28 protein-coding genes and 1 pseudogene are annotated in these 24510 nt (G+C 45.2%); 22 read left to right on the top strand and 7 right to left on the bottom strand.

Annotated elements, in window-relative coordinates; genetic code table 11:
* Nucleotides 1-74: 74 nt before the first annotated feature.
* The 4 genes from HUG15_RS08575 to HUG15_RS08590 all read left to right on the top strand — a co-directional run bounded on the left by HUG15_RS08575 (nt 75) and on the right by HUG15_RS08590 (nt 3543).
* Complete coding sequence (locus HUG15_RS08575) at nt 75-1220, top strand: acyl-CoA dehydrogenase family protein (RefSeq protein WP_200128244.1); 1146 nt, start codon at nt 75-77, stop codon at nt 1218-1220.
* Nucleotides 1221-1288: 68 nt separating this feature from the next.
* A complete protein-coding gene (locus tag HUG15_RS08580) occupies nt 1289-1501 on the top strand; it encodes an acetyl-CoA carboxylase biotin carboxyl carrier protein subunit (protein ID WP_200128245.1) in 213 nt (70 codons plus the stop codon).
* A gap of 25 nt (nt 1502-1526) precedes the next feature.
* On the top strand, nt 1527-3068 hold the full coding sequence (locus tag HUG15_RS08585; protein ID WP_200128246.1) for an acyl-CoA carboxylase subunit beta: 1542 nt from the start codon (nt 1527-1529) through the stop codon (nt 3066-3068).
* Between the two features lie 274 nt (nt 3069-3342).
* On the top strand, nt 3343-3543 hold the full coding sequence (locus tag HUG15_RS08590) for an alpha/beta-type small acid-soluble spore protein (RefSeq protein ID WP_200128247.1): 201 nt from the start codon (nt 3343-3345) through the stop codon (nt 3541-3543).
* Between the two features lie 44 nt (nt 3544-3587).
* Here HUG15_RS08590 and HUG15_RS08595 read toward each other — a convergent pair whose 3' ends face one another.
* Nucleotides 3588-3818, bottom strand: coding sequence for a DUF5342 family protein (locus HUG15_RS08595; protein ID WP_200128248.1), 231 nt, complete (start codon nt 3816-3818; stop codon nt 3588-3590).
* Between the two features lie 119 nt (nt 3819-3937).
* Here HUG15_RS08595 and HUG15_RS08600 point away from each other — a divergent pair, with 119 nt between their 5' ends.
* The 3 genes from HUG15_RS08600 to HUG15_RS08610 all read left to right on the top strand — a co-directional run bounded on the left by HUG15_RS08600 (nt 3938) and on the right by HUG15_RS08610 (nt 6633).
* Nucleotides 3938-5080: a DUF445 family protein gene (locus HUG15_RS08600; protein ID WP_200128249.1), complete on the top strand. Its 1143-nt coding sequence runs from the start codon at nt 3938-3940 to the stop codon at nt 5078-5080.
* Between the two features lie 108 nt (nt 5081-5188).
* Complete coding sequence (locus HUG15_RS08605) at nt 5189-5554, top strand: YlbF/YmcA family competence regulator (RefSeq protein WP_200128250.1); 366 nt, start codon at nt 5189-5191, stop codon at nt 5552-5554.
* A gap of 221 nt (nt 5555-5775) precedes the next feature.
* The gene (locus HUG15_RS08610; protein ID WP_200128251.1) at nt 5776-6633 is read left to right on the top strand and encodes an HAD-IIB family hydrolase; all 858 of its coding nucleotides are present in this window, start codon (nt 5776-5778) and stop codon (nt 6631-6633) included.
* A 48-nt stretch (nt 6634-6681) separates the two neighbouring features.
* Here HUG15_RS08610 and HUG15_RS08615 read toward each other — a convergent pair whose 3' ends face one another.
* Nucleotides 6682-6861 (bottom strand): YhzD family protein, encoded by a 180-nt coding sequence (locus HUG15_RS08615; RefSeq protein WP_200128252.1) that lies wholly within the window; start codon nt 6859-6861, stop codon nt 6682-6684.
* Nucleotides 6862-7520: 659 nt separating this feature from the next.
* Between HUG15_RS08615 and HUG15_RS08620 the strand changes: the two genes are divergently transcribed.
* The 9 genes from HUG15_RS08620 (at nt 7521) to HUG15_RS08660 (ending at nt 15333) form a co-directional block, all read left to right on the top strand.
* On the top strand, nt 7521-8420 hold the full coding sequence (locus HUG15_RS08620; protein ID WP_200128253.1) for an ABC transporter ATP-binding protein: 900 nt from the start codon (nt 7521-7523) through the stop codon (nt 8418-8420).
* Complete coding sequence (locus HUG15_RS08625) at nt 8413-9702, top strand: ABC transporter permease (RefSeq protein ID WP_200128254.1); 1290 nt, start codon at nt 8413-8415, stop codon at nt 9700-9702. Before HUG15_RS08620 ends, HUG15_RS08625 begins: the two co-directional genes overlap by 8 nt.
* A gap of 203 nt (nt 9703-9905) precedes the next feature.
* On the top strand, nt 9906-10178 hold the full coding sequence (locus HUG15_RS08630) for a hypothetical protein (RefSeq protein WP_200128255.1): 273 nt from the start codon (nt 9906-9908) through the stop codon (nt 10176-10178).
* A gap of 31 nt (nt 10179-10209) precedes the next feature.
* Nucleotides 10210-10992, top strand: a complete 783-nt coding sequence (gene yidC, locus HUG15_RS08635; protein ID WP_343073154.1) for a membrane protein insertase YidC — start codon at nt 10210-10212, stop codon at nt 10990-10992.
* Between the two features lie 340 nt (nt 10993-11332).
* A complete protein-coding gene (locus tag HUG15_RS08640; protein ID WP_200128256.1) occupies nt 11333-11791 on the top strand; it encodes a hypothetical protein in 459 nt (152 codons plus the stop codon).
* 156 nt (nt 11792-11947) lie between these two features.
* On the top strand, nt 11948-12628 hold the full coding sequence (locus HUG15_RS08645) for a response regulator transcription factor (RefSeq protein WP_200128257.1): 681 nt from the start codon (nt 11948-11950) through the stop codon (nt 12626-12628).
* On the top strand, nt 12625-13989 hold the full coding sequence (locus tag HUG15_RS08650; protein ID WP_200128258.1) for a sensor histidine kinase: 1365 nt from the start codon (nt 12625-12627) through the stop codon (nt 13987-13989). Before HUG15_RS08645 ends, HUG15_RS08650 begins: the two co-directional genes overlap by 4 nt.
* 54 nt (nt 13990-14043) lie before the next feature.
* Complete coding sequence (gene yhaM, locus HUG15_RS08655; RefSeq protein WP_200128259.1) at nt 14044-14985, top strand: 3'-5' exoribonuclease YhaM; 942 nt, start codon at nt 14044-14046, stop codon at nt 14983-14985.
* Nucleotides 14986-15051: 66 nt separating this feature from the next.
* Nucleotides 15052-15333 carry a sporulation YhaL family protein gene (locus HUG15_RS08660; protein ID WP_200128260.1) on the top strand — a complete coding sequence of 94 codons (282 nt, stop codon included), beginning with the start codon at nt 15052-15054 and terminating at the stop codon, nt 15331-15333.
* Between the two features lie 126 nt (nt 15334-15459).
* Here the strand turns inward: HUG15_RS08660 and HUG15_RS08665 are convergent, their stop codons facing one another.
* Together HUG15_RS08665 and tnpB are read right to left on the bottom strand one after the other, a co-directional pair.
* Complete coding sequence (locus HUG15_RS08665) at nt 15460-16380, bottom strand: peptidylprolyl isomerase (RefSeq protein ID WP_200128261.1); 921 nt, start codon at nt 16378-16380, stop codon at nt 15460-15462.
* Between the two features lie 162 nt (nt 16381-16542).
* A pseudogene (tnpB, locus tag HUG15_RS08670) lies at nt 16543-17660 on the bottom strand (IS200/IS605 family element RNA-guided endonuclease TnpB).
* A gap of 267 nt (nt 17661-17927) precedes the next feature.
* Between tnpB and HUG15_RS08675 the strand changes: the two are divergent.
* A complete protein-coding gene (locus tag HUG15_RS08675) occupies nt 17928-18017 on the top strand; it encodes a YjcZ family sporulation protein (protein ID WP_114375794.1) in 90 nt (29 codons plus the stop codon).
* Between the two features lie 24 nt (nt 18018-18041).
* Nucleotides 18042-18146 carry a YjcZ family sporulation protein gene (locus HUG15_RS08680; RefSeq protein WP_200128262.1) on the top strand — a complete coding sequence of 35 codons (105 nt, stop codon included), beginning with the start codon at nt 18042-18044 and terminating at the stop codon, nt 18144-18146.
* Between the two features lie 60 nt (nt 18147-18206).
* Here HUG15_RS08680 and HUG15_RS08685 read toward each other — a convergent pair whose 3' ends face one another.
* On the bottom strand, nt 18207-18389 hold the full coding sequence (locus HUG15_RS08685; protein WP_200128263.1) for a hypothetical protein: 183 nt from the start codon (nt 18387-18389) through the stop codon (nt 18207-18209).
* A gap of 968 nt (nt 18390-19357) precedes the next feature.
* On the opposite strand from HUG15_RS08685, the gene HUG15_RS08690 reads away from it, so the two are divergent.
* Nucleotides 19358-19924 (top strand): YpmS family protein, encoded by a 567-nt coding sequence (locus HUG15_RS08690; RefSeq protein WP_200128264.1) that lies wholly within the window; start codon nt 19358-19360, stop codon nt 19922-19924.
* 130 nt (nt 19925-20054) lie between these two features.
* Here HUG15_RS08690 and serC read toward each other — a convergent pair whose 3' ends face one another.
* Nucleotides 20055-21161, bottom strand: a complete 1107-nt coding sequence (gene serC, locus HUG15_RS08695) for a 3-phosphoserine/phosphohydroxythreonine transaminase (RefSeq protein WP_200128265.1) — start codon at nt 21159-21161, stop codon at nt 20055-20057.
* Nucleotides 21162-21182: 21 nt separating this feature from the next.
* Nucleotides 21183-21608, bottom strand: a complete 426-nt coding sequence (locus HUG15_RS08700) for an HIT family protein (protein ID WP_200128266.1) — start codon at nt 21606-21608, stop codon at nt 21183-21185.
* 152 nt (nt 21609-21760) lie between these two features.
* On the opposite strand from HUG15_RS08700, the gene HUG15_RS08705 reads away from it, so the two are divergent.
* Genes HUG15_RS08705 through HUG15_RS08715 form a run of 3 tightly spaced genes read left to right on the top strand, consistent with a single transcriptional unit; the run spans nt 21761 to nt 24493 of the window.
* The gene (locus HUG15_RS08705; RefSeq protein ID WP_200128267.1) at nt 21761-22504 is read left to right on the top strand and encodes an ABC transporter ATP-binding protein; all 744 of its coding nucleotides are present in this window, start codon (nt 21761-21763) and stop codon (nt 22502-22504) included.
* Nucleotides 22501-23721, top strand: a complete 1221-nt coding sequence (locus HUG15_RS08710; protein ID WP_200128268.1) for an ABC transporter permease — start codon at nt 22501-22503, stop codon at nt 23719-23721. The genes HUG15_RS08705 and HUG15_RS08710 overlap by 4 nt, the downstream gene beginning before the upstream one ends.
* Nucleotides 23711-24493: an EcsC family protein gene (locus HUG15_RS08715; RefSeq protein ID WP_200128269.1), complete on the top strand. Its 783-nt coding sequence runs from the start codon at nt 23711-23713 to the stop codon at nt 24491-24493. The genes HUG15_RS08710 and HUG15_RS08715 overlap by 11 nt, the downstream gene beginning before the upstream one ends.
* Nucleotides 24494-24510 lie beyond the last annotated feature (17 nt).

A 24510-nucleotide genomic window follows, 5' to 3' on the forward strand; every position in this document is an offset into this window, starting at 1 on the left:
GGTTTTTTTATCATTTCTTTGAACCGATTGAGCGCTTGCTCAGTTTACATTGTGTGTGGTAAAGGAGAGGAGCTATGAACTTTCAATTAACGAAGGAACAGCAGATGATTCGGGACACGGTTCGGGATTTTGCGGAAGCGGAAATTGCGCCGAAAGCTGAAGAGATTGATCGCAGTGCCCGCTTTCCCGAAGAAATATTTAAAAAAATGGGATCATTGGGGATTATGGGTATTCCGGTTGCCGAAAAATATGGCGGTGCGGGGGCAGACACCATTTCTTATGCATTGGCCGTGGAAGAGGTTGGCAAAGCTTGTGGAGGCACGGGGCTCAGTTACGCCGCGTCGGTTTCACTTGGAGCAGGGCCGTTGGATTCATTCGGATCGGAAGACCAAAAACAAGACTATTTGGTGCCGATTGCAAAAGGGGATTCTTTAGGCGCATTTGGCCTTACCGAACCGAACGCAGGCTCTGACGCAGGCGGCACGAAAACGACGGCCGTGAAAAAAGAAGGCCGCTACGTCATTAATGGCGAAAAATGTTGGATTACCAATGCCTCCTATGCAAAAGCAGTTATCATTACCGCGGTGAGCGGAAAGAAAGAAAACGGTAAAAACATCGTTTCCGCGTTTATTGTTCCAACGGGGACGCCGGGGTTTCAGATTACAACCCCGTATGAAAAAATGGGCGTGCGCGGATCCAATACAACGGAGTTAGTTTTAACAGATGTGGAAATTCCGGAAGAAAACGTGTTGGGTAATCCGGAAAAAGGGTTCGGACAGTTTCTCCATACGCTTGATGGCGGACGAATCTCGATTGGCGCGCTTGCTTTGGGGATTGCTGAAGGGGCTTACCAAAAAGCGCTTGCCTTTGCAAAGGAACGTAAACAATTCGGCCATAAAATAAGCGAGTTTCAAGCGATTCAATTCAAGCTCGCGGATATGGCGATGGACATTGAGTTGGCAAGGACAATGGTTCATAAAGCCGCTTGGTTAAAAGATCAGAAAAAACCTTTTAAAAAAGAAGGGGCTTTTGCTAAATTATTTGCTTCGGAAATGGCAACAAGGGTGTGCAATCAAGCGCTGCAAATCCATGGCGGCTCCGGATATATGCGTGAATTCGGAATTGAACGAATGCTAAGGGACACGAAATTAATGGAAATCGGTGAAGGGACGTCGGAAATTCAACGCATGGTTATATCAAGAGAAATCGGTTGTCCGTAATTCGTAAGCGCAGGAAGACGGGAAGTCAAGCTAAATTTTGCAAATGATTATTTTTAGGAGGTTTAAAAATGACAAAAATTGAAGCAAGCATGGCAGGGAACTTATGGAAAGTTCTGAAACAAGAAGGAGATACTGTCGAGGTTGGCGAAGAGGTGGCGATTTTGGAATCGATGAAAATGGAAATTCCAATAGAGGCCGAAACCGGTGGTGAGATTAAAGCCGTCATGAAGGCAGAAGGCGAGTTTGTTGACGAAGGAGAAGCGCTATTCGAAATCGGATAATAATGGATATTTTGATGAATGAACGATGGAGGTAACGATGACAGAGCATAAATATAAAAACATTATAGAAACAATTGAACAGGGTGGTCCTGAACGTTATCACAAAAGCAATGAAGATAAAGGCAAACGTTTTGTGCGGGAACGATTGCGCATGCTTCTGGATGAAGATGCACACGTGCTCGAAGATGGGAAATTCGCGAATGTCCAAGCCGGTGATTTACCGGCGGATGGCGTGATTACCGGCATTGGCACAATTCATGGACAACAAGTATGTTTTATGGCCAATGATTCCACCGTTAAAGCCGGGTCTTGGGGCGCCCGTACCGTCGAAAAAATCATTCGTATCCAGGAACAGGCCGAAAACCTGCGCTGTCCGATGTTTTACCTTGTTGATTCAGCCGGTGCGCGCATTACCGATCAAGTTGAAATGTTTCCCGGGCGGCGGGGAGCAGGGCGTATTTTCCATAATCAAGTGCATCTGTCCGGCCAAATTCCGCAAGTCTGTCTGCTCTTCGGCCCATCGGCGGCCGGTGGTGCTTATATTCCGGCGTTTTGCGATGTTGTGATCATGGTGGAGGAAAATGCGTCCATGTACTTGGGGTCTCCGCGCATGGCGGAAATGGTGATTGGCGAGAAAGTCAGTTTGGAAGAGATGGGCGGCGCAGAAATGCATTGCAGCGTTTCCGGATGTGGGGACGTTCTTGCTGTTGATGAGCCTACAGCAATCGAAAAAGCACGCCAATATATCACATATTTTCCTGAAAACTATCGTGAAAAAACAAGGGCATCGACTGCGAAAGCGCCGGTTGACGGGGGCAAAGATTTGGCGGATCTGATTCCGAAAAATCAAAATGCCCCATTTGATATGTATAAACTCATTGAACAATTGATTGATGCAGACAGTTTTTTTGAAATGAAGCGTTTATTTGCACCGGAATTAATCACGGGATTGGCTCGAATGAACGGGGAAGTAGTAGGCATTATCGCCAATCAACCAAAAGCGAAGGGCGGTGTTCTTTTTCACGATTCCGCAGACAAAGCGGCACGTTTCATAAACCTTTGTGATGCCTTTAATATTCCACTGCTGTTCCTTGCGGACGTGCCCGGCTTTATGATCGGCACAAAGGTTGAGCAGGCCGGGATCATTCGACACGGAGCAAAAATGATTTCGGCTATGTCAAGCGCTACTGTCCCGAAAATATCCGTCATCGTTCGAAAAGCTTACGGTGCCGGTTTATACGCAATGGCAGGCCCTGCCTTCGAACCCGATTATTGTGTGGCACTCCCGACGGCGCAAATCGCTGTTATGGGACCCGAGGCAGCGGTGAATGCGGTTTATGCCAAAAGAATAGCCGAACTGCCTGAAGAAGAACGAAGCACATACATTTCAGAAAAACGCAAAGAGTACCAAGAAAATATTGATATTTATCGATTGGGCTCCGAACTTGTCGTCGATGACATCGTTGAACCTGCAAATTTAAGACAGACACTCATATCAAGATTTCAAGCGTATGCAAGTAAGAAAATGTCGGCACCGGACAAAAAGCATAGGGTTGATCCGGTATAATGCTCCGTGCAGTTGACGCCATAAAAAGCGAAAGTTGTCGTGTTAATGGCGCCAACCCGAGCCAAATGACGCCATAAAAATCGAATAACGGCGCGCGATTGGCATAGTCGAGGGATTCGCCGCACGTGGTCTGGTGCCTATTAACTTCGGTCTCCTCGTTGCTTCACTCTCACCTCTTTCTTGTCCCGATTGGATGAACTTACTAATTAAAATAAAGGATAGAGTGCCGATTTCGTTACAAACTATGGGTACCAAGCAAGGGAGGTGAGATAAGATGGCAAGCAACAATTCAAACCAACTTGTTGTACCTGGCGTTGAACAGGCACTCGATCAAATGAAATATGAAATTGCACAAGAGTTCAATGTGCAGCTTGGTGGCGAATCCACATCCCGTTCTAACGGCTCTGTAGGTGGGGAAATCACTAAGCGTTTGGTTCAGATGGCCGAGCAACAAATGAACGGCTATCAGCGATAACAAGTGCATACAGATGACTAAAAAGGCAGCTTCGGCTGCCTTTTTCACGTTTGGCTGCCGGGATGGTGGTCCTCGTATATATGATAAAGCATTAAGTCGTGCACTTCCATTTCCACCTTTTTCAAATCCGCTTCAGATGGTTTACTTTTCCAATGGATAGTTCCATCTTGTGCATAGATTCCTGAGCAATGTTTTCCTTTGTAAAAAAATGAAATTTTCCATTCCTTCCTAATCCAATTATCTTTAAGTGTTTTGAACTGAAAATGTGTAAGCAAACAATTGCCTCCTCCATTCTTCATAACGTTTCCCTATATGGTATCATGTTTGTGGGAAGCTTGTCTTAACGTTTCGGATCAACAGGAAATTCCATTAACTAGATACGAGGAGTCTTATCATGAACGGCTGGTTACTTTTATTATTTACGGCTTTATTGGCGGCCGTTATCGGGTTTATAACGAATGTTATTGCCGTTGCCATGCTTTTTCGACCACGAAAACCCATCTTCATTGGTTCGTGGCAATTACCGTTTACCCCGGGATTAATTCCTAAACGCCACGAGGACATCGCGAACCATCTGGGAAGGATTATGATGGAACATTTGTTAACGGTGGAAGGTTTGCAAGGGCGATTAACCGAACAGCAATTTCAAGACGAGGTTAATACATGGGTAAAAGAAGGAGTAAAAAAATGGCTGTCGAGCGAAGAGCGCTCGCTCCGGGAAATAACGGAACATTACAGTTCATGGTCGGCACCTGATCGGAAAGTGGAACAACGCATCAAGGGTCTGATATCCGATCGGATTGATACTTATTGGGGAGAAATGCAAGCACAGACGATCGAGGAGATCATTCCCGATGACTGGAGCCAAAAAGGCAGAGATATCATCCCGAGCGTTGCTCACGGGATCTTACAACGTTTGCGTGTTTATTTATATTCAAAAGAGGGAAAAGCACAAGTTCAATCGACCATCCAGACGTTTATTCGAAGGCGCGGTTCAATTGTTCAAATGTTGGACTCGTTTGTGCGAACGGAAAAGATGGTCGAGCGCGTGTACCCTGAAGTTGTAGATGCTTTGACGTCTCAGGATATTGAAAATTGGTTACAAAAAAAACTTCATGAAGAGTATGATAAGGTTTTGAAGAAAAAAGGAAGCGACTTAGTTTCCGTGGAAACAGTGGAGAATTATCGCGTGGATCTTACAGATTTTGCGATGAATCAAATTCCCATCGACGAAGTATTTCACAAACCGGTGAAAGAATGGGCGGAAAAGATCGATTTCAGTTACGTAGACCAAGTTTCCGATACGGTCATCCACCAGGCCGGTCGTTTTTTGGAAGTGAATATGAGCGGCATTTTAAAATCACTACGTCTCGACCATGTTGTAACGGAGCAAGTGAAAGCATTTCCGTTGGATCGCTTGGAAGCAATTGTCGTGAACATCTCCAACCGGGAGTTACGGATGATTAAATTTTTAGGAGGGATTTTGGGAGGAGTTATCGGGATTGTCCAAGGATTGCTTATACTGTTTCTTATATAATGATGAAATATAGGGTTTGGGCTGTTATTTGCAGGACAGGCATGTTATCCTCGAAAAGGTGTAACAAGAGGAATAAACGGCAAGGATGGAATAAAAAGGAGGAAAATCATGGCTGAAAATTTACAAGACAAAGCACATGAATTAGCAAAAGCATTAAGGGAGAGCGATGAATTTCAGGCATTGCAAGCGTTGCACGAAGAAGTGGAGGAAGATGACGTTGCAAGCCGAATGCTCTCGAATTTCCGCAAAGTTCAATTGGATTTGCAGGATAAGCAAATGCAAGGAGAGCAACCCACGGAGGAAGAAATCAGCCAAGCCCAAAAGCAATTTGAAATGGTGCAGCAGCATGACGTCATTTCCAGGCTAATGGAAGAAGAACAACGAATGAGCACAGTCATCGGCGACATGAATAAAATCATTACGGAACCGTTGGAATCGCTGTATGGTACACCTGAAGATGAGCAAAACCAATAATCAAGAGAAATGGAGAGCCGAGCGCTCTCCATTTTTTTGGCGATGGAGCGGCGGGCCTTGGTTCATGAAGCCCGAAAAAGTCGCCCGAGTCTAATTACGGTCGCCATGAAAGTCCGGATCACTAAACCTTCGCTAGCCAATCGCCTCTACAGTTCTAAATTTCCTCTTTCGGACATAGTTTTTTACTAATAAGGCAAGGAGTACGAACAGGAGGGGTGACTTTGAACTATCGGTTATTGGCCCTGGCTGTTGACGGAGCTATTTTAAAAGACAACAGCCGGTTATCAAGAACAACGAAGGAAGCGATTGAATTTGTGCGGAATAAAGGGGTTTACGCGACTCTCGTTACCCATCGCTCCTATCAGCAAGCGAATAAAATCGCCAAAGCGTTGAGAATGGAGCACGAAATGATTTGCTACGGAGGCGCCCTTATCGCCGGACGGGCGGATAAACCGCTTTATGCCCAACGTATGCCGGTGGAAATGGCTCGGGATATCACTTTTGAATTGGAGCGATTCGGATGTCAAATTGTTGTCGAACATGAAAATTTTGAGTTGACAAATCGCCTGCACCAGCCTCAAAACTTGCTCGGGAAGATGACAGTTAGCGTGAGCGAATCTTTATTTTATCCGCAGACGGTCGTTGAACATATGAGTGAACATATCGATTTGCATCGCATAGCCCCGTTACGAATGAAAGTTGATTTTGATGCCAATGAAGAAAAAGAAGCGGCCATTAATCATCTGCAAAGCATTATCCCGGGATTAAGCGTTGTGGAGCAAGAAGGGGATATTCCTTCCGTTCATTTAAAGATGAAAGAAGCAAACAAGTCAGAAACGCTGCTTTATCTTGGCCATGAACTCGGCATCCACCCTGAGGAGATGGTTGCGGTGGCCGCAAAGACGGAAGATGAAGAGATGTTGAATGCAGTCGGTTTGGGCGTAGCCATGGGACAGTCATCTCTCCATCTGCGAAAAAGCGCGGATTGGGTGACGAGATCAAATGATCAGGATGGGCTTGCCTATATGATTAAAGAAGTGTTCAGAAAGCAAATGAACGTATCACAACAACATCATTAAAAAACGATTGCCCTCTCATTTTCGCATGAGAGGGCAACAACCTTTGATTTAACGATAAAATAACAACAATTTCCCGGAACGCACGAGACGATGCGTCGTTGTCATATACGATTCTTCCTCCAACCGGTTCCGGCCATGCTCTATCGCTTCCCGGTCTGTATCGAAGGTATAAGATTCGTTGAGCAAAACTTCCCCGCTTTTATCGAATACAGTTAAGGCATAATCCATATCGGTCCCTCCACTTCTTCCTTTTCCTTTATTTTATCAAAGTGCTGTTCCGTTTGAAAGCATTTTCAAGAAGATAGCAGTAAAGTCTAGTCAAAAGACACGGACATATCTATGATCGCCATCTGGTGATCATACCACACTGAAATAGCGCTTCCTTCGTTTGACAAGGACAGTTTGGTCACCAGTAATCCCCCAAACGGATGCCGAGCTGTACTGAGAGGAACAAGTGAAGCAAAGTAATCCCTCAAACGGATGCCGAGCTGCGCTGAGAGGAACAAGTGAAACAAAGTAATCCTCCAAACGGAAGTCGAGTTGTGCTGAGAGGAACAAGTGAAACAAAGTAATCCCCCAAACGGAGGTCGAGCTGTGCTGAGAGGAACAAGTGAAGCAAAGTAATCCCTCAAACGGAGGTGAACTGCGCTGAGAGGGACAAGTGGAGCAAAGTAATCCTCCAAACGGAAGTCGAGCTGCGCTGAGAGGAACAAGTGAAACAAAGTAATCCCCCAAACGGATGTCGAGCTGCACCGAGAGGAACAAATGGAGCAACGTTTGGGGGATTGTAAAGAGGAAAGGGATTCTTATATCGATTAATAAATAACAGCACTGCCCGGGCTTGTAGAAAGCGGCATGTATTGCTAGTATGGCAAAGAGGTGAGTACATGGCTTTGCGAATGGAGAACGTTACGAAAAGGTTTGGAGCAAAAACAGCGGTCGATCAATTATTTTTACATATTGACTCCGGTGAAATGTTTGGAATGTTGGGGGCGAACGGTGCCGGAAAAACAACGACCTTCCGCATGATGATCGGTTTGTTTGACCCCGATGACGGCGAAGTTTCTTGGAATGGAAGTCCTCCACAATCGTTGGATGCGCGCACAATTGGTTATTTGCCGGAAGAGAGGGGTTTGTATACGAAACTGAAAGTGATGGAGCAGATGATCTATCTTGGGCGTTTGCGCGGTCTTTCCAAGCAAGATATTGTAGCCGAAGTGGATGCTTGGCTGGAGCGTTTTCATATTCATCATTATCGGAAAGCTAAAGTGGAAAACCTTTCAAAAGGCAATCAACAAAAAATACAGTTCATTGCCGCTGTTTTGCATCGTCCGCAGCTCTTGATATTGGATGAGCCTTTTAGCGGTTTGGACCCCATTAACGTCGATTTGCTGAAAAAGGCGGTTGTCAAACTAAAAAACGAAGGGACAACCATCGTTTTCTCCAGTCACGATATGAAGCATGTGGAGTCCCTTTGCGAAAATCTATGCATTATGGATGAAGGCAAACCAGTCGTCCATGGAAAATTAAGTGACATCAAACGTACATATGAAAAACGTAAACTCCATATTCGCGCGGATTTTTCGCTTTCGTTTTTGGAGGACATCGATGGCGTGTTGCAAATGACCGTTGGTGCCGAAGAGACGACGCTTACGATTCGTGATGAAACCATAGCAGAGGATATCTTCGCCCGACTTCAGAAGTACGGGTATGTACGCCATTTTTCCGTGGAAGAACCAACGTTGCATGACATTTTCGTTGAAAAGGTGGGCCGAACGTATGCGTAAAATGTTAATCGTGCTCGCCCATACCTATTGGACAAAAATCAAATCGAAAACGTTTATGTTCACGACATTAATGATGGCTGCTTTTATGCTCGTGTTTTTGAATTTGAATAATATCATCCAGTTTTTTGACGGGGATCCATCCGGGCAAACCTATACGGTGCTTATGATCGATGAAAGCGGCGACCTGTATGAGCCGTTGGCAGAAGAAATAGAGAGTGGCGACGCCCAAATTACGATCGATGAAGCCTCGCAAGAGGAGGAAGACGCACCTGAGGATGCTGTTATGGAAGGGCCGTATGATGCTTATTTGCAAGTGGACGGACAGGCGGATGACATCGAGGGACACTTTTTCGCGCCCACGATCAATGAAACGTATCTTCCTTCTCAACTTCAATCCGCCCTGCAAAACGTAAGAGAGGGGCAAATTGCGGCTGCTTTGCAGATCGGGTCAGAAGAACTGGAAGCGCTGAATGAACCTGTGCCGTTTGGGCAAACAGCGTTGGATGAGACCGCGCGCTCGGAGGCGGAACTAAACCAGGCTCGTTTACTCGTGAATATTTTATTGTTTGTCATCTACTTTTCAGTCCTTTTTCTCGGAAATATGATCGCTTCGGAAGTTGCTACCGAAAAATCTTCGAGGGTGATGGAACTTTTGATCTCGAGTGCTTCTCCCGTGCAACAAATGTTTGGGAAGATTATTGGGGTGGGTTTGATCGGACTGACGCAATATACACTGATTTTTATGGTTGCGGTCGTTTCGTTTGCCCAATTCGTCGGGACAGGCCCGGCCCCGGAAGCAAGCGAGCTGATGGAACAACAAGAGCTGTTCGCGGCAGACGGCCCGGTTTTTTCATTAGAGCTTTTTCTGTTTGCGTTTTTGTTTTTTATTCTCGGATATTTATTGTACGCGACGCTTGCAGCGATGCTTGGTTCTGTCGTTACGCGAATTGAAGATGTAGGCCAGGCGGTAGGGCCGATGAATATGCTCGTTATCTTAGCCCTCATGATCTCTGTTTTTAGCATGGGGAATCCGGGTGCAACGATTGTGACCATTACCTCATATATTCCGTTCTTTACGCCAATGATCATGTTTTTGCGTATCGGAATGGGGGAAGCGGCCATCTGGGAAGTGCTTCTCTCGGTAGGAATTATGGTGATTACGATTGCGTTGTTAACGGTTATCGCCGCGAAAGTATACCGCGGCGGCGTGCTGCTGTATAACCAGACCCGGATGTGGAAGAGCTTGAAGCAGGCAATATTGCTATCAAGAAAAACACCCTGATAACAGGATGAAAAAACTACGATTCGGATAAAATGGAAATAACATCATGTTAAGAAGTAGGAAACATGTGATACAATGCAAATAAACGATGACTTGGCAGGTAAGAAAGTATAAATCAACTTTTTTACCTGCATAAGTGCAACTAAGGCGTTTCGCCCTTGCCGTAAAGCCAAGTTTTCTAATAAAAGGGGGTGGCAGGAAAGATGATGCTTGAATTTGTGACGGATATGAACTGGATTTACGTGATGATGATGGTTTCCAGCCTCGCGGTGATTGGTTTTCACAGCCATCTTCGTTATGTCTCTCCGATGCAGTTGATGACAAGGCAGTTGCAACAAAGCCGGGAAAAACATGTGAATGTTTTTCTTGCCCAAGCACCTGTCCTTGCTGCCCCTCGCGTACAACAAAAAATCCCCGCGTTCAACGATCGAAGTCATGATGATGACGATGAAGCATCCTATCCTCCTCTATATTAAATGGACCAATCCAATATAAGGAGGATCTTAGTTGAAGAAAAAGCATATCGCAGGATTATTCGTCATTTTAATGACCGGGGTCTTGCTTTCCGGTTGCGGGCTGGATCGCGCGCCGATCACTTCGGAAAGCGAGGGCATCTGGGATCATTTTTTTGTTTTTCCGTTGTCTTGGTTAATGATCCAAACGGCAGAAATAATGCAAGGGAGTTATGGATTGGCGATTATGGTTATGACAGTCGTCATCAGGCTTTTGTTACTCCCGTTATTTTTAAAACAGCATAAAAGCAGCAAAGCGATGCAAAAACTCCGTCCCGAGATCGAGCAGTTAAGAACGCAATATGATATGAAAAACCCTGAAGAACAGAGAAAAATGCAACAGGAAATGATGAGTCTTTACCAAAAAAGCGGGGTGAATCCGCTCGCGGGTTGCTTGCCGATGGTCATCCAAATGCCGATATTAATGGCTTTTTATTTCGCCATCGTCCGCACGGAAGAAATCGCGACGCATAGTTTTCTATGGATGGACCTTGGCAACCCTGACGCTTACATGATCATGCCTTTACTTGCTGGTTTCGGCATGTTTTTGCAAATGCAATTAAGCACCCGTAACATGCCTACGGAAGTAGCCGGCCAAATGAAGATCATGCTTTACATCATGCCGATCATGATCGTAGGTGCAGGGTTCGCGTTGCCTTCCGCATTGTCGCTCTATTGGTTTACGGGAAGCATTTTCATGATGGTTCAGACGTGGCTGATCCATCGCAATGAACGCAAAATGGAGCGTTCCGACCAAACCGTAAGCGAAGCTGACTAGAAAATGGACCGATGGACCCCTAGACCGGGGTCTTTTTCTTTTGGTAGATAAGAAAGTATAAATCAACTTTCTTATCTCCATAGGGACTGCTGAATGACGCTGCAATGGCGTAGACATCAAAACGGACGCGTCAAGCCCCCGCAGCACTGGTTTTTAACCGTTCGTCCGCGGAAAGCGAAGCCATGGAAGCGGGATCCCGGCTTCAGCTGATATCTGCAAGTTATTCAGCGATCCCTACATAAGTGCAACTAAGGTTTTTCTAACACTGTCCAACCTCTAACCTCTCACATCTCGCTTCTAAAATGAATACGTTATGTTGTAAAGGAGGTAGGCTACTATCATGCAACGTAATGAGCAGATGTATCATCATTGTCTTCAACATAAGGGAAGGCACGTAAAGGCAGATATGGTGGATCAGCAAACGTTTTACGGCTTTGTGGAAAACGTCGATGTAGAGAACGTATACTTGATCGTCTTGGAAAGTGATGATGGACACAACGGATATGACGAATATCATGGGGGACACGGTCAGCACCATCATCATGGGCATCATCACCAAGGACACGGCCACCACCCCGGGAACGACCACTATTACGGGCATGGGCACCAGCACCACGGATATGGCCACCAAGATGGACAGTGGGGCCAATATCAACCGCAAATGGATCAACGCGTATTCGGCGGCTATGGATATGGCTATCCCGGCTACGGATACGGAGGTTTTGGCGGCCCAGGTTTTCGATGGAGAAGATTGGTATTGCCACTGACAGCATTGGCGGCCATCTCCCTCTTATACTAATCAATCACAAGACCTCATCCATGGTGGATGGGGTTTTTATTTTTCTCACCTTTGATTTCCAACCTCTCACCACTAAAATGGTTGGCATGAAAGAAAATGATTGATACTATAAAGTGAAGCTACCTCTATATAGTATAAAGAAATGAGTGATGATTGATGAGTTATACGATTTATCTCGTTGAAGATGAAGAAAACTTATCAGAGGCACTACAGGCATATATGGAAAAAGAAGGCTGGACGGTCAAGCTGTTTCAAGATGGCGATAAAGCACAGGAATCCGTCGAAGAACGGCCACATTTATGGGTGCTTGACATTATGCTCCCGGGGACCGATGGTTATCAAATTTTAAAAACGATTCGTGAAGTCCAGGGGGATATACCGGTTATTTTTATTTCTGCCAGAGACCAAGATTTGGATCGGGTACTTGGATTGGAAATGGGGAGCGACGATTACATATCCAAGCCGTTTTTGCCGCAAGAACTGATTATTCGTGTCAAGAAATTGTTGACGCGTGTGTATGGTTCCGAATCCGAAGAAAACAAAACAGTTGACTTAAATGACTATACGATCGATCCGGAGGCTCGAACGGTCGTTGACGAACAAAATGACAGACAAGTCGTTGATTTGACGACAAAAGAGATGGACCTGATTTTGTTACTGACGGTCCAAGTAGGCAAAGCCCTTTCCCGCGAGGATATTATCGAAGAAGTATGGGGAGAGAATTATTACGGTTCCGAACGGGCGGTGGATGATGTCGTGCGGAGGGTGCGAAAAAAGATGCCTCGCGTCCACCTGGAAACATTATATGGGTATGGGTATAGGATTCTTTCGTCATGATGCGCATGAATCTTACTCGGAGAATATGGTTATCTTTTCTTTCTTTACTCGTTTTGGTCGGTTTGTCGATGATCATTATTTATCCGATATCGATTCAAGGGACGCTAACCGAAGAAACCTATCGAATCATTGAACAACAACAAAGGCAATTGGTCAATCCATTCAGCGAGCAATTTTCACCGCCGGATCCGGATGAAGCACTTATTGAGCCATCTTCACGGGCGGTGGGCCATATCTTTGTTGCCGATCAAGTGGGCGCTCCCAGAGTCTTGGAAGAAATACCGGAAGAATTGGTAGAGGCATATCAAGAAATGTTTGCGCAAGCGTTTGAGCAAGAGTCGGAAACGGGGCGCTATGAATTCACATACCAAGATTCCACGGTGTTCTACGTCGTGACACGAATTGATGCAAGCGAGGACGATGAAGTAGATGAGGCTTATTATATTTCCTTCATGTGGGATGCCTATCGTGATTCGATGGTTAATCAGCTCTGGGAAAACCTTGTGTATTTAATGTTGATCACTTCAGCTTTAAGTTTGCTTCCGGTCCTTTGGCTCACCCGTTATTTGCGCAAGCCTTTGCGATTGCTTGGAAATCATTTTGAGCAAATTGCAAAGCGAAATTGGAAAGATTCGTTTCATTGGGAAGGCGATGAGGACTTTCAAAAACTATCGGATCAGTTTGAGCTCATGCGCCAGAACTTGATCCGGTACGACGACGCCCAAAAAACGTTTATGCAACATGCATCCCATGAACTGAAGACGCCGATCACGGTCGTGAAGACGTATGCGCAATCCGTGAAAGACGGCGTCCTTCCGAAAAACACGGTGGAAGAATCGATGGATGTCATTCTTCAAGAATCGGATCGCATGGATAAACGGGTGAAAGACATGCTCTATTTTACAAAACTCGGGAACTTAAAAAAAGAAACCATTAACCTTGAAGCGTTATCGTTTGGGGCATTGGCCTATGAATTAGAGGAACGTTATCGATTGCAAAGGGACGACCTTAATTTCATCGTAGAAGGCGCGGCTATTCGCTTTCAGGGAGATCCTGAGCACATCCAAATTCTACTGGAAAACCTCATTGAAAATGCATTGCGTTATGCCAAAAGCACCATTTGGATTCGTGCCGAACAAACGGATCATGACGTAACGTTGATCGTTGAAAATGATGGGAAAGCCATTGCCGAAGACGATATGCGAACGATGTTTGAACCTTTTCGAAAAGGAAATAAAGGTCAATTCGGACTCGGGCTTGCCATTGTCAGGCAAATTACCGAGCTGCACCGCGGGCGTCACGGCGTCTTTAACATAAACGGGCGAGTGTCCTTTCAAATGACCTTGCCGCGCAGAACCTAATAGGGAGGAGAGAAGGGCGAGCAAAAAATCGGGAATTGTTTGCCTGCCGCAATCATGGAAAAAGGAATTTATTACGCGACAGCCGGCGATAAAATTGATCGCCAGTTGCTCATTCGTCAAGCGACGCGGGGAATAGCCAGTAACGGCAAGCCGTTTTTAACGTTGCGGTTATCGGATAAGAGCGGTGATATTGAGGCGAAATTATGGGGCGTCAAACCGGAAGACGAACGCACATATACCGGAAAAACAATAGTGTCTATCCAAGGGGAAGTCTTCGATTACCGCGGGCGTTTGCAGTTAAAAATTGCCCGGATACGACCGGTGAATGATCAAGATCAAGTGAAAATGGAAGATCTTGTTCCGACGGCCCCTATGGAAAAACTGGATATGCTTGAACGCGTCAACCAGTTTATTTTTGATATCGGAAACGCTAAAATCCAACGAATCACACGTTCCTTGCTTAAAAAATACCAACATGGGTTTTTGGATGCACCGGCAGCAACGAGAAATCACCATGAGTTTATGTCCGGACTTGCCTATCACGTCGTATGTATGCTTCAGATCGCCCAATCGATCGTGCAAATGTACCCCAGCTTGAACAAAGATTTGCTTTATGCCGGAATCATCTTACACGATCTTGGCAAAGTGCGAGAACTGTCCGGACCGATTGACACGGAGTATACGACGGAGGGAAAATTGATCGGGCATATCTCCCTTATGGCTGCTGAAATCCGTCAAGCGGCATCTGAGTTGAACATTGAAGGGGAAGAGCCGATATTGCTGGAACACCTCATTCTAAGCCACCATGGGAAGGGAGAATGGGGAAGCCCGAAACCTCCGCTTTTACGGGAGGCGGAGATTCTGCACTATATCGATAACCTTGATGCAAAGATGAATATGATGGATCGGGCATTGGGGAAAACCGAAGCGGGTCATTTCACGGAACGTATCCCCGCTTTGGAAAATCGAACATTTTACAAGCCGAAAAATATTTAAAGGAGCATACAAGCCCTGCCGCCCTCATAGATTAAAAGAAGAAGGTTCGCAGGGAGGGTGATCGATTTGCAAGAACGGTCCAAACGCATGCTGCTAACGCTCGTGATTATTTTTCTGGGACTCGCAGTGCTGCAAAGATTTACATCGAATGCAGCGATTACGACGATTCCGTGGTGGGTTACAGTAGTGATTTTGGCTGCAATCGTTTCCGGATATATGTGGATTCGGACAAGTCTTGAAGATAAAAAGGCAGAGGCGGAGTGGATTGAACAAGAAGGGCGTGTCTACATTCGCAGAATGGAGCATGAACGAAAGCAACGGGCAAGTGCTACGGATCAAGAACAATAAGAAGCACCTCCAACCATTTGGGAGGTGCTTTCCTTGGTAGGTAAGAAAGTATAAATCAACTTTCCTACCTACATAAATGCAACTAAAGTTTTCGCCATAAAAGCTTGGCGAAAGCAAGTTTTCTAATTACATGGTAACTGCTCCGGGTTCTTGCAGCCAATCCTCATATTCGCTGTCCATGATTTCAATATCAGCCGCTTCCATGAGTTCCTGGAGGACTTCTTCCGGCATTTTAGAGTGTTCTTGTGTCAGTCTTGATTCTATTTCTTCTTCAAGTTCTTCATACGTTTCATTTCGTTCCAGGACTTCAATGATATGATAACCCATCTGTGATTCCACGGGGTTGCTAACCTCTCCTACATCAAGTTCAAATGCAGCATCAGCGAAATTCTCATCCATTTGGTGTCCTTCTTGGGGGAACGCTCCCACATTTCCGCCTTCCGGAACACTTGCCGTATCCTCGGAATATTCTTCGACAGCATCCTCGAAACTCATTTCGTCTTCAAGTTCGCTTAAAACTTCTTCGGCTGTTTCCTCATCCTCGACGAGAATATGCCTGACTTCTACTTCGGTCAGTTCTTCTTCATTTTCGTCATAGTATTCTTCTTTATCCTCTTCCGTAATGTCCACTTCTGCGGTGGACAGCTCCTCGATCACGACTTGGGGGAGCAAAAAATCTTCCTTCAGTTCATCGATGGAATCTACCGGGACCTGCAATTGCATTTGCAGCATATCCAGCAATTGCTCGTCATCTTCGGCGCCCATTTGTTCGCGCATGTCCTCAAGTTCAGCATCAACTTCTTCTTCTCCGATATCCAATTCTTCTGCCTGTTCCCTTAAGATCGTGTCTTGGATCATCTGATTGAATAGCTGAGGGCCAAATTCATTTTTTAGTTCATTCGTAAACTCTTCTTCTGTCATTGAAGTTCCGTCGATGTTGGCAATTTCCTCCCCGGAGTCGTTATCTGCATCCCCATCATCATTACATGCGGTTAAGGCAATCGCGCCTGTGATGCATACCGCCAGGGCAATTTTTGTTTTTTTCAATGTTTGTACACTCCCTGTTCGTCTAAAACGTACGGATTATTGATAAGCTTTATGGATTAGAAACAAGTTTACCATACCTTGAACTACTCCATCTTATCTTAATTTCTAACGAAATTTGAAGATGGAGATTCCTAAGAACACCTTCGTAACCGATGGTTTTGATTAGGCTATCCCCGCAGTACCTGCGGTTAAGCGCAAGGCTTCATTGCGCAAATTTATACTTGCGTTTATATCTCTATCGTGGCGGGCTTGGCATTTCGGACAATCTCATTCACGTAACCGAGATGTTTAACGTCTTTGTTTTGATACCCACAACTTGAGCAACGTTGGCTGGAAGGGAAGTTTCTCGCAACTGCCACAACCTGTTTCCCGTACCACTTCGCTTTGTATTCGAGCATAACACGGAATTGCGACCAACTGACCTCGCTAATTGCTTTTGCTAAGTTGTGGTTCTGTAACATGTTCGTTACTTGCAAATCTTCAATACCAATAACGTCGTGGTTCTTGACAATATCAGAAGAGATTTTATGCAAGTAATCGTTACGTGCGTTTGTCATTTTCTCGTACAATTTCGCGACCTTGATGCGTTGCTTATGCCAATTAGCGGAACCTATCTGACGTCTTGTGAGAACACGCTGCGCTTTGGCCAATTTTTCTTCGTATTTTCGGAAATACTTATGGTTCTTATAGATGGTTCCGTCTGACAATATCGCGAAATCTTTTAATCCTACATCAATACCAATCGATGAGTCGGTTTTGGCCCATTCGCTCACCTCTGTCTCTGTTAAAACAGAAACAAAGTATTTGCCGGTCGGACTACGCCGAATCGTAACGTTAATAATACTGCCGTGGACCTCACGACTTTTAGCAAACTTAACGAAACCAAGTTTAGGCAACTTGATTTTATTATCAATAATCTCAATATTGCCGTTCGTAAACTTTGTTTTATACGATTGCACCTTGTTATTTTTAGACTTGAAACGTGGTGCTTTATTTTGGTTTTGAAAGAACCGTTCGTAAGAATCGGCAAGGTTTTCGACGGATGATTGCATGGCAATGCTATCCACTTCTTTTAACCAAATGTACTCGTTCTTTAGTTGAGGTAATTGCCCGGAACATTTGTTATACGTTAATCCTTTGCCGGTTGCTTTATAAGTATCTCTCCATCTCGAAAGAAAATGATTAAACACAAACCGACTGCAACCGATTGTTTTTGCAATTAACGTTTTCTGTTCTTTGTTTGGGTAGATACGAAACTTGTAGGCTTTATTAACCATCATTGTTACTCACCCCCTAACGAACTATTGTTTGACACTATACTTGTTTTTCGTTACAAAGTCTAATTTTTTACATAGTATCTATTTTTTATGTCTTATTTTATTTTCGAAGGCGATTCATTCCCCACTGTACACTTCGTAGGAAGTGGGAGTCTTCTCACCTAGGTCAGATAAAAAGATTGCGAGAAAAAACAATTTTGTAGGTGGAACGCCCAATCGACTCGCCTTATCCCTACATAAGATAACTCAGGAATGGGAGGAGGTGGCATCATGTCAGCTGGTTATGGATACGGCGGTGGCTTTGCGCTCATCGTTGTCCTGTTCATTTTGCTTATTATCGTAGGTGCCTCTTGGTTCTAAATTTTAAAAAAGGAGGAAATAACTATGGGTTACGGTGGTGGCTACGGCGGAGGTTTCGCGCTTCTCGTCGTATTATTCATCCTGCTTATTATCATTGGAGCTTCCTGGGGAGGCTACGGTGGTTGGTAAGCACGCACATTGAATAACTCCGCAGTTTTTATGGGTTGGTGCCGTGAGCGCCAACCCTTTTTAAATGACTAAAAGTCTCACATATGTAGAAACGAGAAGAATCATAATGAGCACATTTATGGTTGTGAACACGTTAGGGATTTTTTCTTCTGTCATTTCTTTTTGTACGACGAGTGAATTTGTCATGGTGTTAATGATAACCAAATAAACAGCTGCAAAAAATATAAATAAGAAAATCGACATGCCGGAACCTCCAATTACCTCCAAGATACATCACTTGGCTTTACTTTAACAAACATTGGGGAAAAATGATAGCCGGAGGTCATGAAAGCTCAGGGTAAAATGAAAGTATAACAATTCAGGGTCAATACAAAAATTTATGGTTGACCAATAGGTGTAATGATGAATTATATGGTAACCGCTACGGAAAAACACGACGCTTTCCGTGGGCTTACGCTCAGCTTCCTCGTTAGAAAACTTGGCTTTTCGTCAAGCTTTTATGGCGAAAAGCCTTAGTTGCACTTATGCAGGTAAGAAAGTATAATTCAACTTTCTTTACCTGCAAAAAAGAAGTTCGCTTTTTTCTGCGGGGTCTTTCTGCTGCGCGTTCCCACGGGAGTCTCCGTGTTTTTCCTCCGCTAGCGAGTGTCATTACCGTCATTATTCGCTGATATCAACTCTAGATTTTGGTGAAGAGTCACAAACCATTAATCGAAATAAGGTTCGACTTTCGCGGAAGCGAGAAGCAATCCCTAAACCTTAGCATCACTTGTTCCTCTCGGAGCGACTCTTCCGTTGAGGGATTACTTTACTTCAGTTGTTCCTCTCGGAGCAGTTCGCCCCTTGTTTGAGGGATTACTTTACTTCAGTTGTTCCTCTCGGAGCAGTTCGCCCCTTGTTTGAGGGATTACTTTACTTCAGTTGTTCCTCTCGGAGCAGTTCGCCCCTTGTTTGAGGGATTACTTTACTTCAGTTGTTCCTCTCGGAGCAGTTCGCCCCTTGTTTGAGGGATTACTTTACTTCAGTTGTTCCTCTCGGAGCAGTTCGCCCCTTGTTTGAGGAATTACTTTACTTCACTCGTTCCTCTCAGAGCAACTCGACCCTTACTTGTGGTCAAAATGTCCCCGCACTCCATCGAACAGATCGTTCATGAAAGCCACGTCCATCGTGTGATATGATGGGAATATCATGATTCGCAAAGGATGAAGGCAATGAACTGGAAGTGGGCTTTTTTTATTCTCATAGGTGTCAATGTCGTCGTTATAGTAAGCTTCTGGTTCCTTCTTTCCCCGATTGGTTCTGATTCAGCGCCGGAGGAAATACCGGATGGAGAGATGCCTGCCACGGAGGAAGAAGTGCTTTTTACGGCTGAGACGTCATTGGATCAAATTAGTACATATATGCGTTCGGAAACGGATGATGCTGTTGATATCCATATGGAAGAAGACGAAATCGTATTCACGGGCAGGTATACGATTTTTGGGATGGACGTTGATCTTAATCTCTATTTGGTTCCAACCGTATCGGATAGCGGGAATTTGCGTCTTGAAGAAAACGGAATGGCCATCGGATCGCTCAATTTGCCGTCTTCGGCCGTGTTGAGGGTCATCGGGGAACAGGCTGATCTCCCTGAATTTGTTCACATTTATCCTCAAGAAGGGGTCATTGATGTGCATGTGAATGACATTGATATCGGGGAGGATCTATACTTGCGCCTCGGCGACTCGGGGCTGGATAATGGGTTGATTCCGCTGGAAGCTGTGTACGGTGATGCATGAAAAAGACGCTATGTGCGTCTTTTGGAGATCAGAGGTCAGAAGCCGGATTGGTAAAAATCGGTGAAAAAACCGATTTCTTGATCCAAAAATCACTACACGCTTTTAGGGGCGTGTAGTGAAATGACGCTTTTTACCTGTGCTTTTGTTGAAAAGAAACCATAAAATTACGTAGGGCTTCGCAAGATTCAAGCGATACGGCGTTATAGATGGAAGCGCGGCACCCTCCTACGGACCGGTGTCCGTTTAAACCGCTGAATTGCCTTTCTTTTGCTTCTTCCAGGAAGAGTCTTGTTAACTCCTCCGTTGGCAACTTGAAGGTGACATTCATGTTCGAACGGCTGGACGGGTGCGCATGCCCGCGATAAAACCCATCGCTTTCATCAATGGCGTTATACAAGAGGGCGGCTTTTTCCCGGTTGCGGGTTTCCATCGCTTGGAGTCCCCCGTTTGCTTCGATCCACTGTAACGTGTTTTTTAACATGTATACCGCGAACGTCGGCGGTGTATTATACAGGGATGCTTTTTCTGCGTGGGTGCTATAGCGCAAGATTGTCGGGACATCCTGGGCGATAGCTTTTGTCTTTTCGAGCAATGTTTTCGAAATGATCACGAGCGTGACCCCGGAAGGCCCGATATTTTTTTGCGCTCCCGCGTAGATAAGGTCAAAGTTTTCTACGGGAAGGGAGCGGCTAAATATATCGCTGGACATGTCAGCAATGACAGGCGCTTTCCATTCGGCCATTCTTGTGAAATCTTGCCAAGCTGTTCCGTAGATCGTATTGTTGGATGTCACGTGAATGTAAGCATCGTCAACAGTGGTTTCAATGGCTTCGAAATCGGGGATCCGTTTATAATTATTATCTTCCCCGCTCGCACCGCTGTACGTTTTCCCTAAATGGTCTGCTTCTTTTTTTGCCTTTTCCGACCAAGCCCCTGTCAATATGTAATTGGCCTTTTGGTCCGGCGGCAAAAGATTATAAGGAACCATGGCAAATTGGAGGCTCGCGCCCCCTTGTAATAGTAAAACCTCGTAGGCATCGCTGATGCCGAGTAGGCGTTTGGTCGTTGCGATGGCTTCGTGATGGACGTGTTCATAGCTCTCGCCGCGATGACTGTGTTCCATAATGGACATACCGGTGCCGTTATAATTTTCAAGTTCAAAAGCTGCTTGCCGGAGAACCTCCGGTGGAAGTGCAGCTGGGCCGGCGTTAAAGTTATGAATTCTTTCGTTTGTCATTTCCAGAACCTCCTGCAATGCTTACGCCATGTTTGCTTGAACGGCTTGCGCGTAGGATTTTAAATCTTCATCGGAGTATTTGGCACTGTTATCCGCCCAATTGTAAAGCACCTCTTGACCGTAACGGGGGATGAAGTGCAAATGATAGTGAAAGATCGTCTGATCCGCTTTTTGACCGTTGTTATTCGCAATGTTTAATCCTTCAAAATTGAACGTTTCCTTTAACGCGCGGGCAATTTTCGGTGCTTGTGTGAACAATTGCGAGGCCGTTTCTTCTTGTAATTCGAAAACATCAGCCTGATGGTCTTTTGGAATCAACAATGTGTGGCCTTTGGTCACTTGACTTAAATCTAAAAACGCCACAACGTCATCGTCTTCATAAATTTTGTTTGATGGGATTTCTCCCGAGACAATTTTACAAAAGATGCAATCGGAATGTGCAGACATGGCAACGTCCTCCTTTTAGAAATGGAATTACTGTCTATGATACCAAACGTTCCCGCGATTGCCCACTCCGTTTTTATACCTCTCTATTTCCAATTTGCACGGACAGAAGGTACAATAGAAGAGAGAAGAAGATGTTGCAAGGGGGAACGCAAATGGCATCATTGCTTAATGTTGAAGGCGTGACAGGTGGGTACAGCCCGAGGAAGCCTGTCATTGAAGGCGTTTCTTTTCAGATAAAAGCCGGAGAGATTGTTGCTTTAATTGGTTTGAACGGAGCCGGAAAAAGCACGACAATCAAACATATTTTAGGGTTGTTGGAACCCCTGCATGGCCGCATTGAAATCCTGGGAAAAACGAAGGATGACGATATCGACCAGTACAGAAAAACGATGGGGTATATTCCGGAGACACCGATCCTTTATGAAGAATTAACACTTTGGGAACATCTGCGTTTGACCGCCATGGCATATGGAATCGAAGACGACACATGGCAAAAACGTGCCGAGATGTTAATAGAAACGTTTCGTATGAAAAGAATGACCCATTGGTTTCCCAGTCATTTTTCTAAAGGAATGCGTCAAAAGGTGATGGTCATGTGTGCATTTCTCGTTGAACCGAAACTGTATGTCGTCGATGAACCCTTTGTGGGCTTGGATCCGGTAGGGATTAAATCTTTATTGGAACAAATGGTCATGATGAAGGAAAATGGAGCCGGGATACTGATGAGCACCCATATTCTTACAACGGCGGAAAAACATTGCGATCGCTTTATTTTGTTGCACGATGGCCGCGTCTATATGCAAGGAACGATGGAAGAATTGAGGGAGCAGGCCGGGATGCCGGAAGCGGATTTGGACACTATCTATATTGAAATGACGAAGGAACGATCCATATGAATCCGGGAGATCTTTGGCGTGAACGTGCACTTGGGTTTTGGAACGTAGCCATTCGATACATACGTTTGATGGCGACTGGCGGATTGATGGTCGCGATTTACGGAACGTTGTTGATTATCGGCGTTTACTACCAATCATTTCTTGATTGGCTTCCTGCTGATTTTCCGGTCTTGCAAATCCTCACGGTACTGTTTGCCTTTTTGCTCACGCGCAGTCCGGTGCGTACATTTCTAAAAGAAGGCGATCTCGTTTTCCTGCTTCCATTCGAAGCACATCTGGGTCCTTATATACGCCGGTCGTTGGTATATAGCTGGATGCTGCAAAGCACGGTTATCTTTTTCCTGTTATTTTTATTGGCGCCGCTTTATATCGAGCGATTGCCGGGCGATACAATGGCTTTTGCCGTTATAATGGGCGCGTTGATTTTGGCAAAATTATGGAACGTTTTAGCGGAATGGGGGGAACTTCGCCAACAGTTTTCTATCTCCCATTGGCGCCATCGCTGGCTTCGTTTTGCCGTTAACCTCGTATTGGTTTTTTTTCTGTTGCAAACCGATTGGGGGTTTGCCCTCGCGATCGCGGTCATTATGATGGTCGTGTTAGGCATGTACTACCGGCAAATGTATGACAAGCAATTTCTCAAGTGGGAGACGTTGCTTCAGCAAGAAAATCAGCGATTAAACGCTTTTTATCGATTTGCCAATTCTTTTACCGACGTGCGTCATGTGAAATCACCGGTGCATAGACGACGTTGGCTGGCTAATCAATTTGATCGTGTTACGCATCGAAAGGCAAATACGTATATATATTTATACGGGAAAACATTTGCCCGCTCCGGGGACTATTTCGGTGTTTTTATTCGATTATCCCTTGTGGGCGGGCTCTTGATCTATGCTTCGCCCGAGGCTTGGGATTGGTTAGTCGTTGTTATCGTCGGTTTGTTTATTTATATGACAGGGGCTCAAATGGTCCCCATGTATTTTCACCATGATATTTTGCTGTGGCCGTCCATTTATCCTGTGGCCGACCATATGCGAAAACGCGCGCTTAAAACGCTTCTCCGGGGCCTCTTGTTCGTGCAAACCTTTTGGTTCACGGTGATCGCGGCATTAACGCCGCTTTCGATGACCATCGCGGCCCTCACGTTGCTGGCAGGGGTAGCGGTCAGTTTATATTTCACGGAATTTAAATTGAACAAATCTATCGATGAAAAGTAAAGGAGGCAAAATTATTTCAACTTCCTATGAAGCTTCGGCAAAAGTGGAAATGAACGAATGGCGCAGAAAGATGTCTAAAAATCCATCGATGACGAAGACATGGACGAAAGGATTTCAAACGAAAATCAATCAACGCATCCCGGAACGTGTGCACCAAACCGTGGCATCGGCCGTTCGGAGCATGATCGAGACTACGCTTACCGGTTCTGACTATGTAACAACGACGGAACCGCTTAAAGAGGGGACGCTCAAAGAACGGGAAGAGAAACTGGAAGAAACCATTCGTAATTATAAACGGACAGCAAGTATCGAAGGAGCGGGAACAGGTTTCGGAGGCGTTTTTTTGGGGATGACGGACTTCCCGCTGCTTTTGGCGATTAAAATGCGGTTTTTGTTCACGGCCGCGCACCTCTATGGCTTTGATCCCGTAAAAATGGAAGAACGCCTTTTCCTGCTGCAAATTTTTCAAATGGCGTTTTCAGGGAATAAAAACAAACAGGAGACGCTGGCGCGCATCGACGATTGGGAAGGGTTTACGAATGATTTTCCCGGCGCGTTGACAGCAGATGAGGCGATGGATTGGGTTACGTTTCAATTGGAGTACCGTGATTTTATCGACGTGCCGAAAACATTGCAGCTGATTCCCGGTTTCGGCGCAATTGTCGGGGCAACAGTCAATTATCATTTTCTTGATCTGCTGGGGGAAGCGGCAAAACATTGTTATCGGATTCGTTGGTTTACCGATGATAGAAAAAATCCGGCCGAAGGGTGAAACCCGGCCGGATTTTT

Origin of the sequence: Salicibibacter cibarius, from assembly GCF_016495725.1 — a bacterium.
Lineage (GTDB): Bacteria > Bacillota > Bacilli > Bacillales > Marinococcaceae > Salicibibacter > Salicibibacter cibarius.

What these genes read in the sequence shown, in the direction of transcription:
- HUG15_RS08605 (WP_200128250.1), top strand. Translation starts at nt 5,189, where the DNA reads ATGGCTGAAAATTTACAAGACAAAGCACATGAATTAGCAAAAGCATTA.
- HUG15_RS08690 (WP_200128264.1), top strand. Translation starts at nt 19,358, where the DNA reads ATGAACTGGAAGTGGGCTTTTTTTATTCTCATAGGTGTCAATGTCGTC.
- serC (WP_200128265.1), bottom strand. Translation starts at nt 21,161, where the DNA reads ATGACAAACGAAAGAATTCATAACTTTAACGCCGGCCCAGCTGCACTT.
- HUG15_RS08575 (WP_200128244.1), top strand. Translation starts at nt 75, where the DNA reads ATGAACTTTCAATTAACGAAGGAACAGCAGATGATTCGGGACACGGTT.
- HUG15_RS08705 (WP_200128267.1), top strand. Translation starts at nt 21,761, where the DNA reads ATGGCATCATTGCTTAATGTTGAAGGCGTGACAGGTGGGTACAGCCCG.
- HUG15_RS08675 (WP_114375794.1), top strand. Translation starts at nt 17,928, where the DNA reads ATGTCAGCTGGTTATGGATACGGCGGTGGCTTTGCGCTCATCGTTGTC.
- HUG15_RS08650 (WP_200128258.1), top strand. Translation starts at nt 12,625, where the DNA reads ATGATGCGCATGAATCTTACTCGGAGAATATGGTTATCTTTTCTTTCT.
- HUG15_RS08710 (WP_200128268.1), top strand. Translation starts at nt 22,501, where the DNA reads ATGAATCCGGGAGATCTTTGGCGTGAACGTGCACTTGGGTTTTGGAAC.
- HUG15_RS08640 (WP_200128256.1), top strand. Translation starts at nt 11,333, where the DNA reads ATGCAACGTAATGAGCAGATGTATCATCATTGTCTTCAACATAAGGGA.
- HUG15_RS08615 (WP_200128252.1), bottom strand. Translation starts at nt 6,861, where the DNA reads ATGGATTATGCCTTAACTGTATTCGATAAAAGCGGGGAAGTTTTGCTC.
- HUG15_RS08585 (WP_200128246.1), top strand. Translation starts at nt 1,527, where the DNA reads ATGGAGGTAACGATGACAGAGCATAAATATAAAAACATTATAGAAACA.
- yhaM (WP_200128259.1), top strand. Translation starts at nt 14,044, where the DNA reads ATGGAAAAAGGAATTTATTACGCGACAGCCGGCGATAAAATTGATCGC.
- HUG15_RS08600 (WP_200128249.1), top strand. Translation starts at nt 3,938, where the DNA reads ATGAACGGCTGGTTACTTTTATTATTTACGGCTTTATTGGCGGCCGTT.
- HUG15_RS08680 (WP_200128262.1), top strand. Translation starts at nt 18,042, where the DNA reads ATGGGTTACGGTGGTGGCTACGGCGGAGGTTTCGCGCTTCTCGTCGTA.
- HUG15_RS08625 (WP_200128254.1), top strand. Translation starts at nt 8,413, where the DNA reads ATGCGTAAAATGTTAATCGTGCTCGCCCATACCTATTGGACAAAAATC.
- HUG15_RS08715 (WP_200128269.1), top strand. Translation starts at nt 23,711, where the DNA reads ATGAAAAGTAAAGGAGGCAAAATTATTTCAACTTCCTATGAAGCTTCG.
- HUG15_RS08590 (WP_200128247.1), top strand. Translation starts at nt 3,343, where the DNA reads ATGGCAAGCAACAATTCAAACCAACTTGTTGTACCTGGCGTTGAACAG.
- HUG15_RS08685 (WP_200128263.1), bottom strand. Translation starts at nt 18,389, where the DNA reads ATGTCGATTTTCTTATTTATATTTTTTGCAGCTGTTTATTTGGTTATC.
- HUG15_RS08630 (WP_200128255.1), top strand. Translation starts at nt 9,906, where the DNA reads ATGATGCTTGAATTTGTGACGGATATGAACTGGATTTACGTGATGATG.
- HUG15_RS08620 (WP_200128253.1), top strand. Translation starts at nt 7,521, where the DNA reads ATGGCTTTGCGAATGGAGAACGTTACGAAAAGGTTTGGAGCAAAAACA.
- HUG15_RS08700 (WP_200128266.1), bottom strand. Translation starts at nt 21,608, where the DNA reads ATGTCTGCACATTCCGATTGCATCTTTTGTAAAATTGTCTCGGGAGAA.
- HUG15_RS08580 (WP_200128245.1), top strand. Translation starts at nt 1,289, where the DNA reads ATGACAAAAATTGAAGCAAGCATGGCAGGGAACTTATGGAAAGTTCTG.
- HUG15_RS08645 (WP_200128257.1), top strand. Translation starts at nt 11,948, where the DNA reads ATGAGTTATACGATTTATCTCGTTGAAGATGAAGAAAACTTATCAGAG.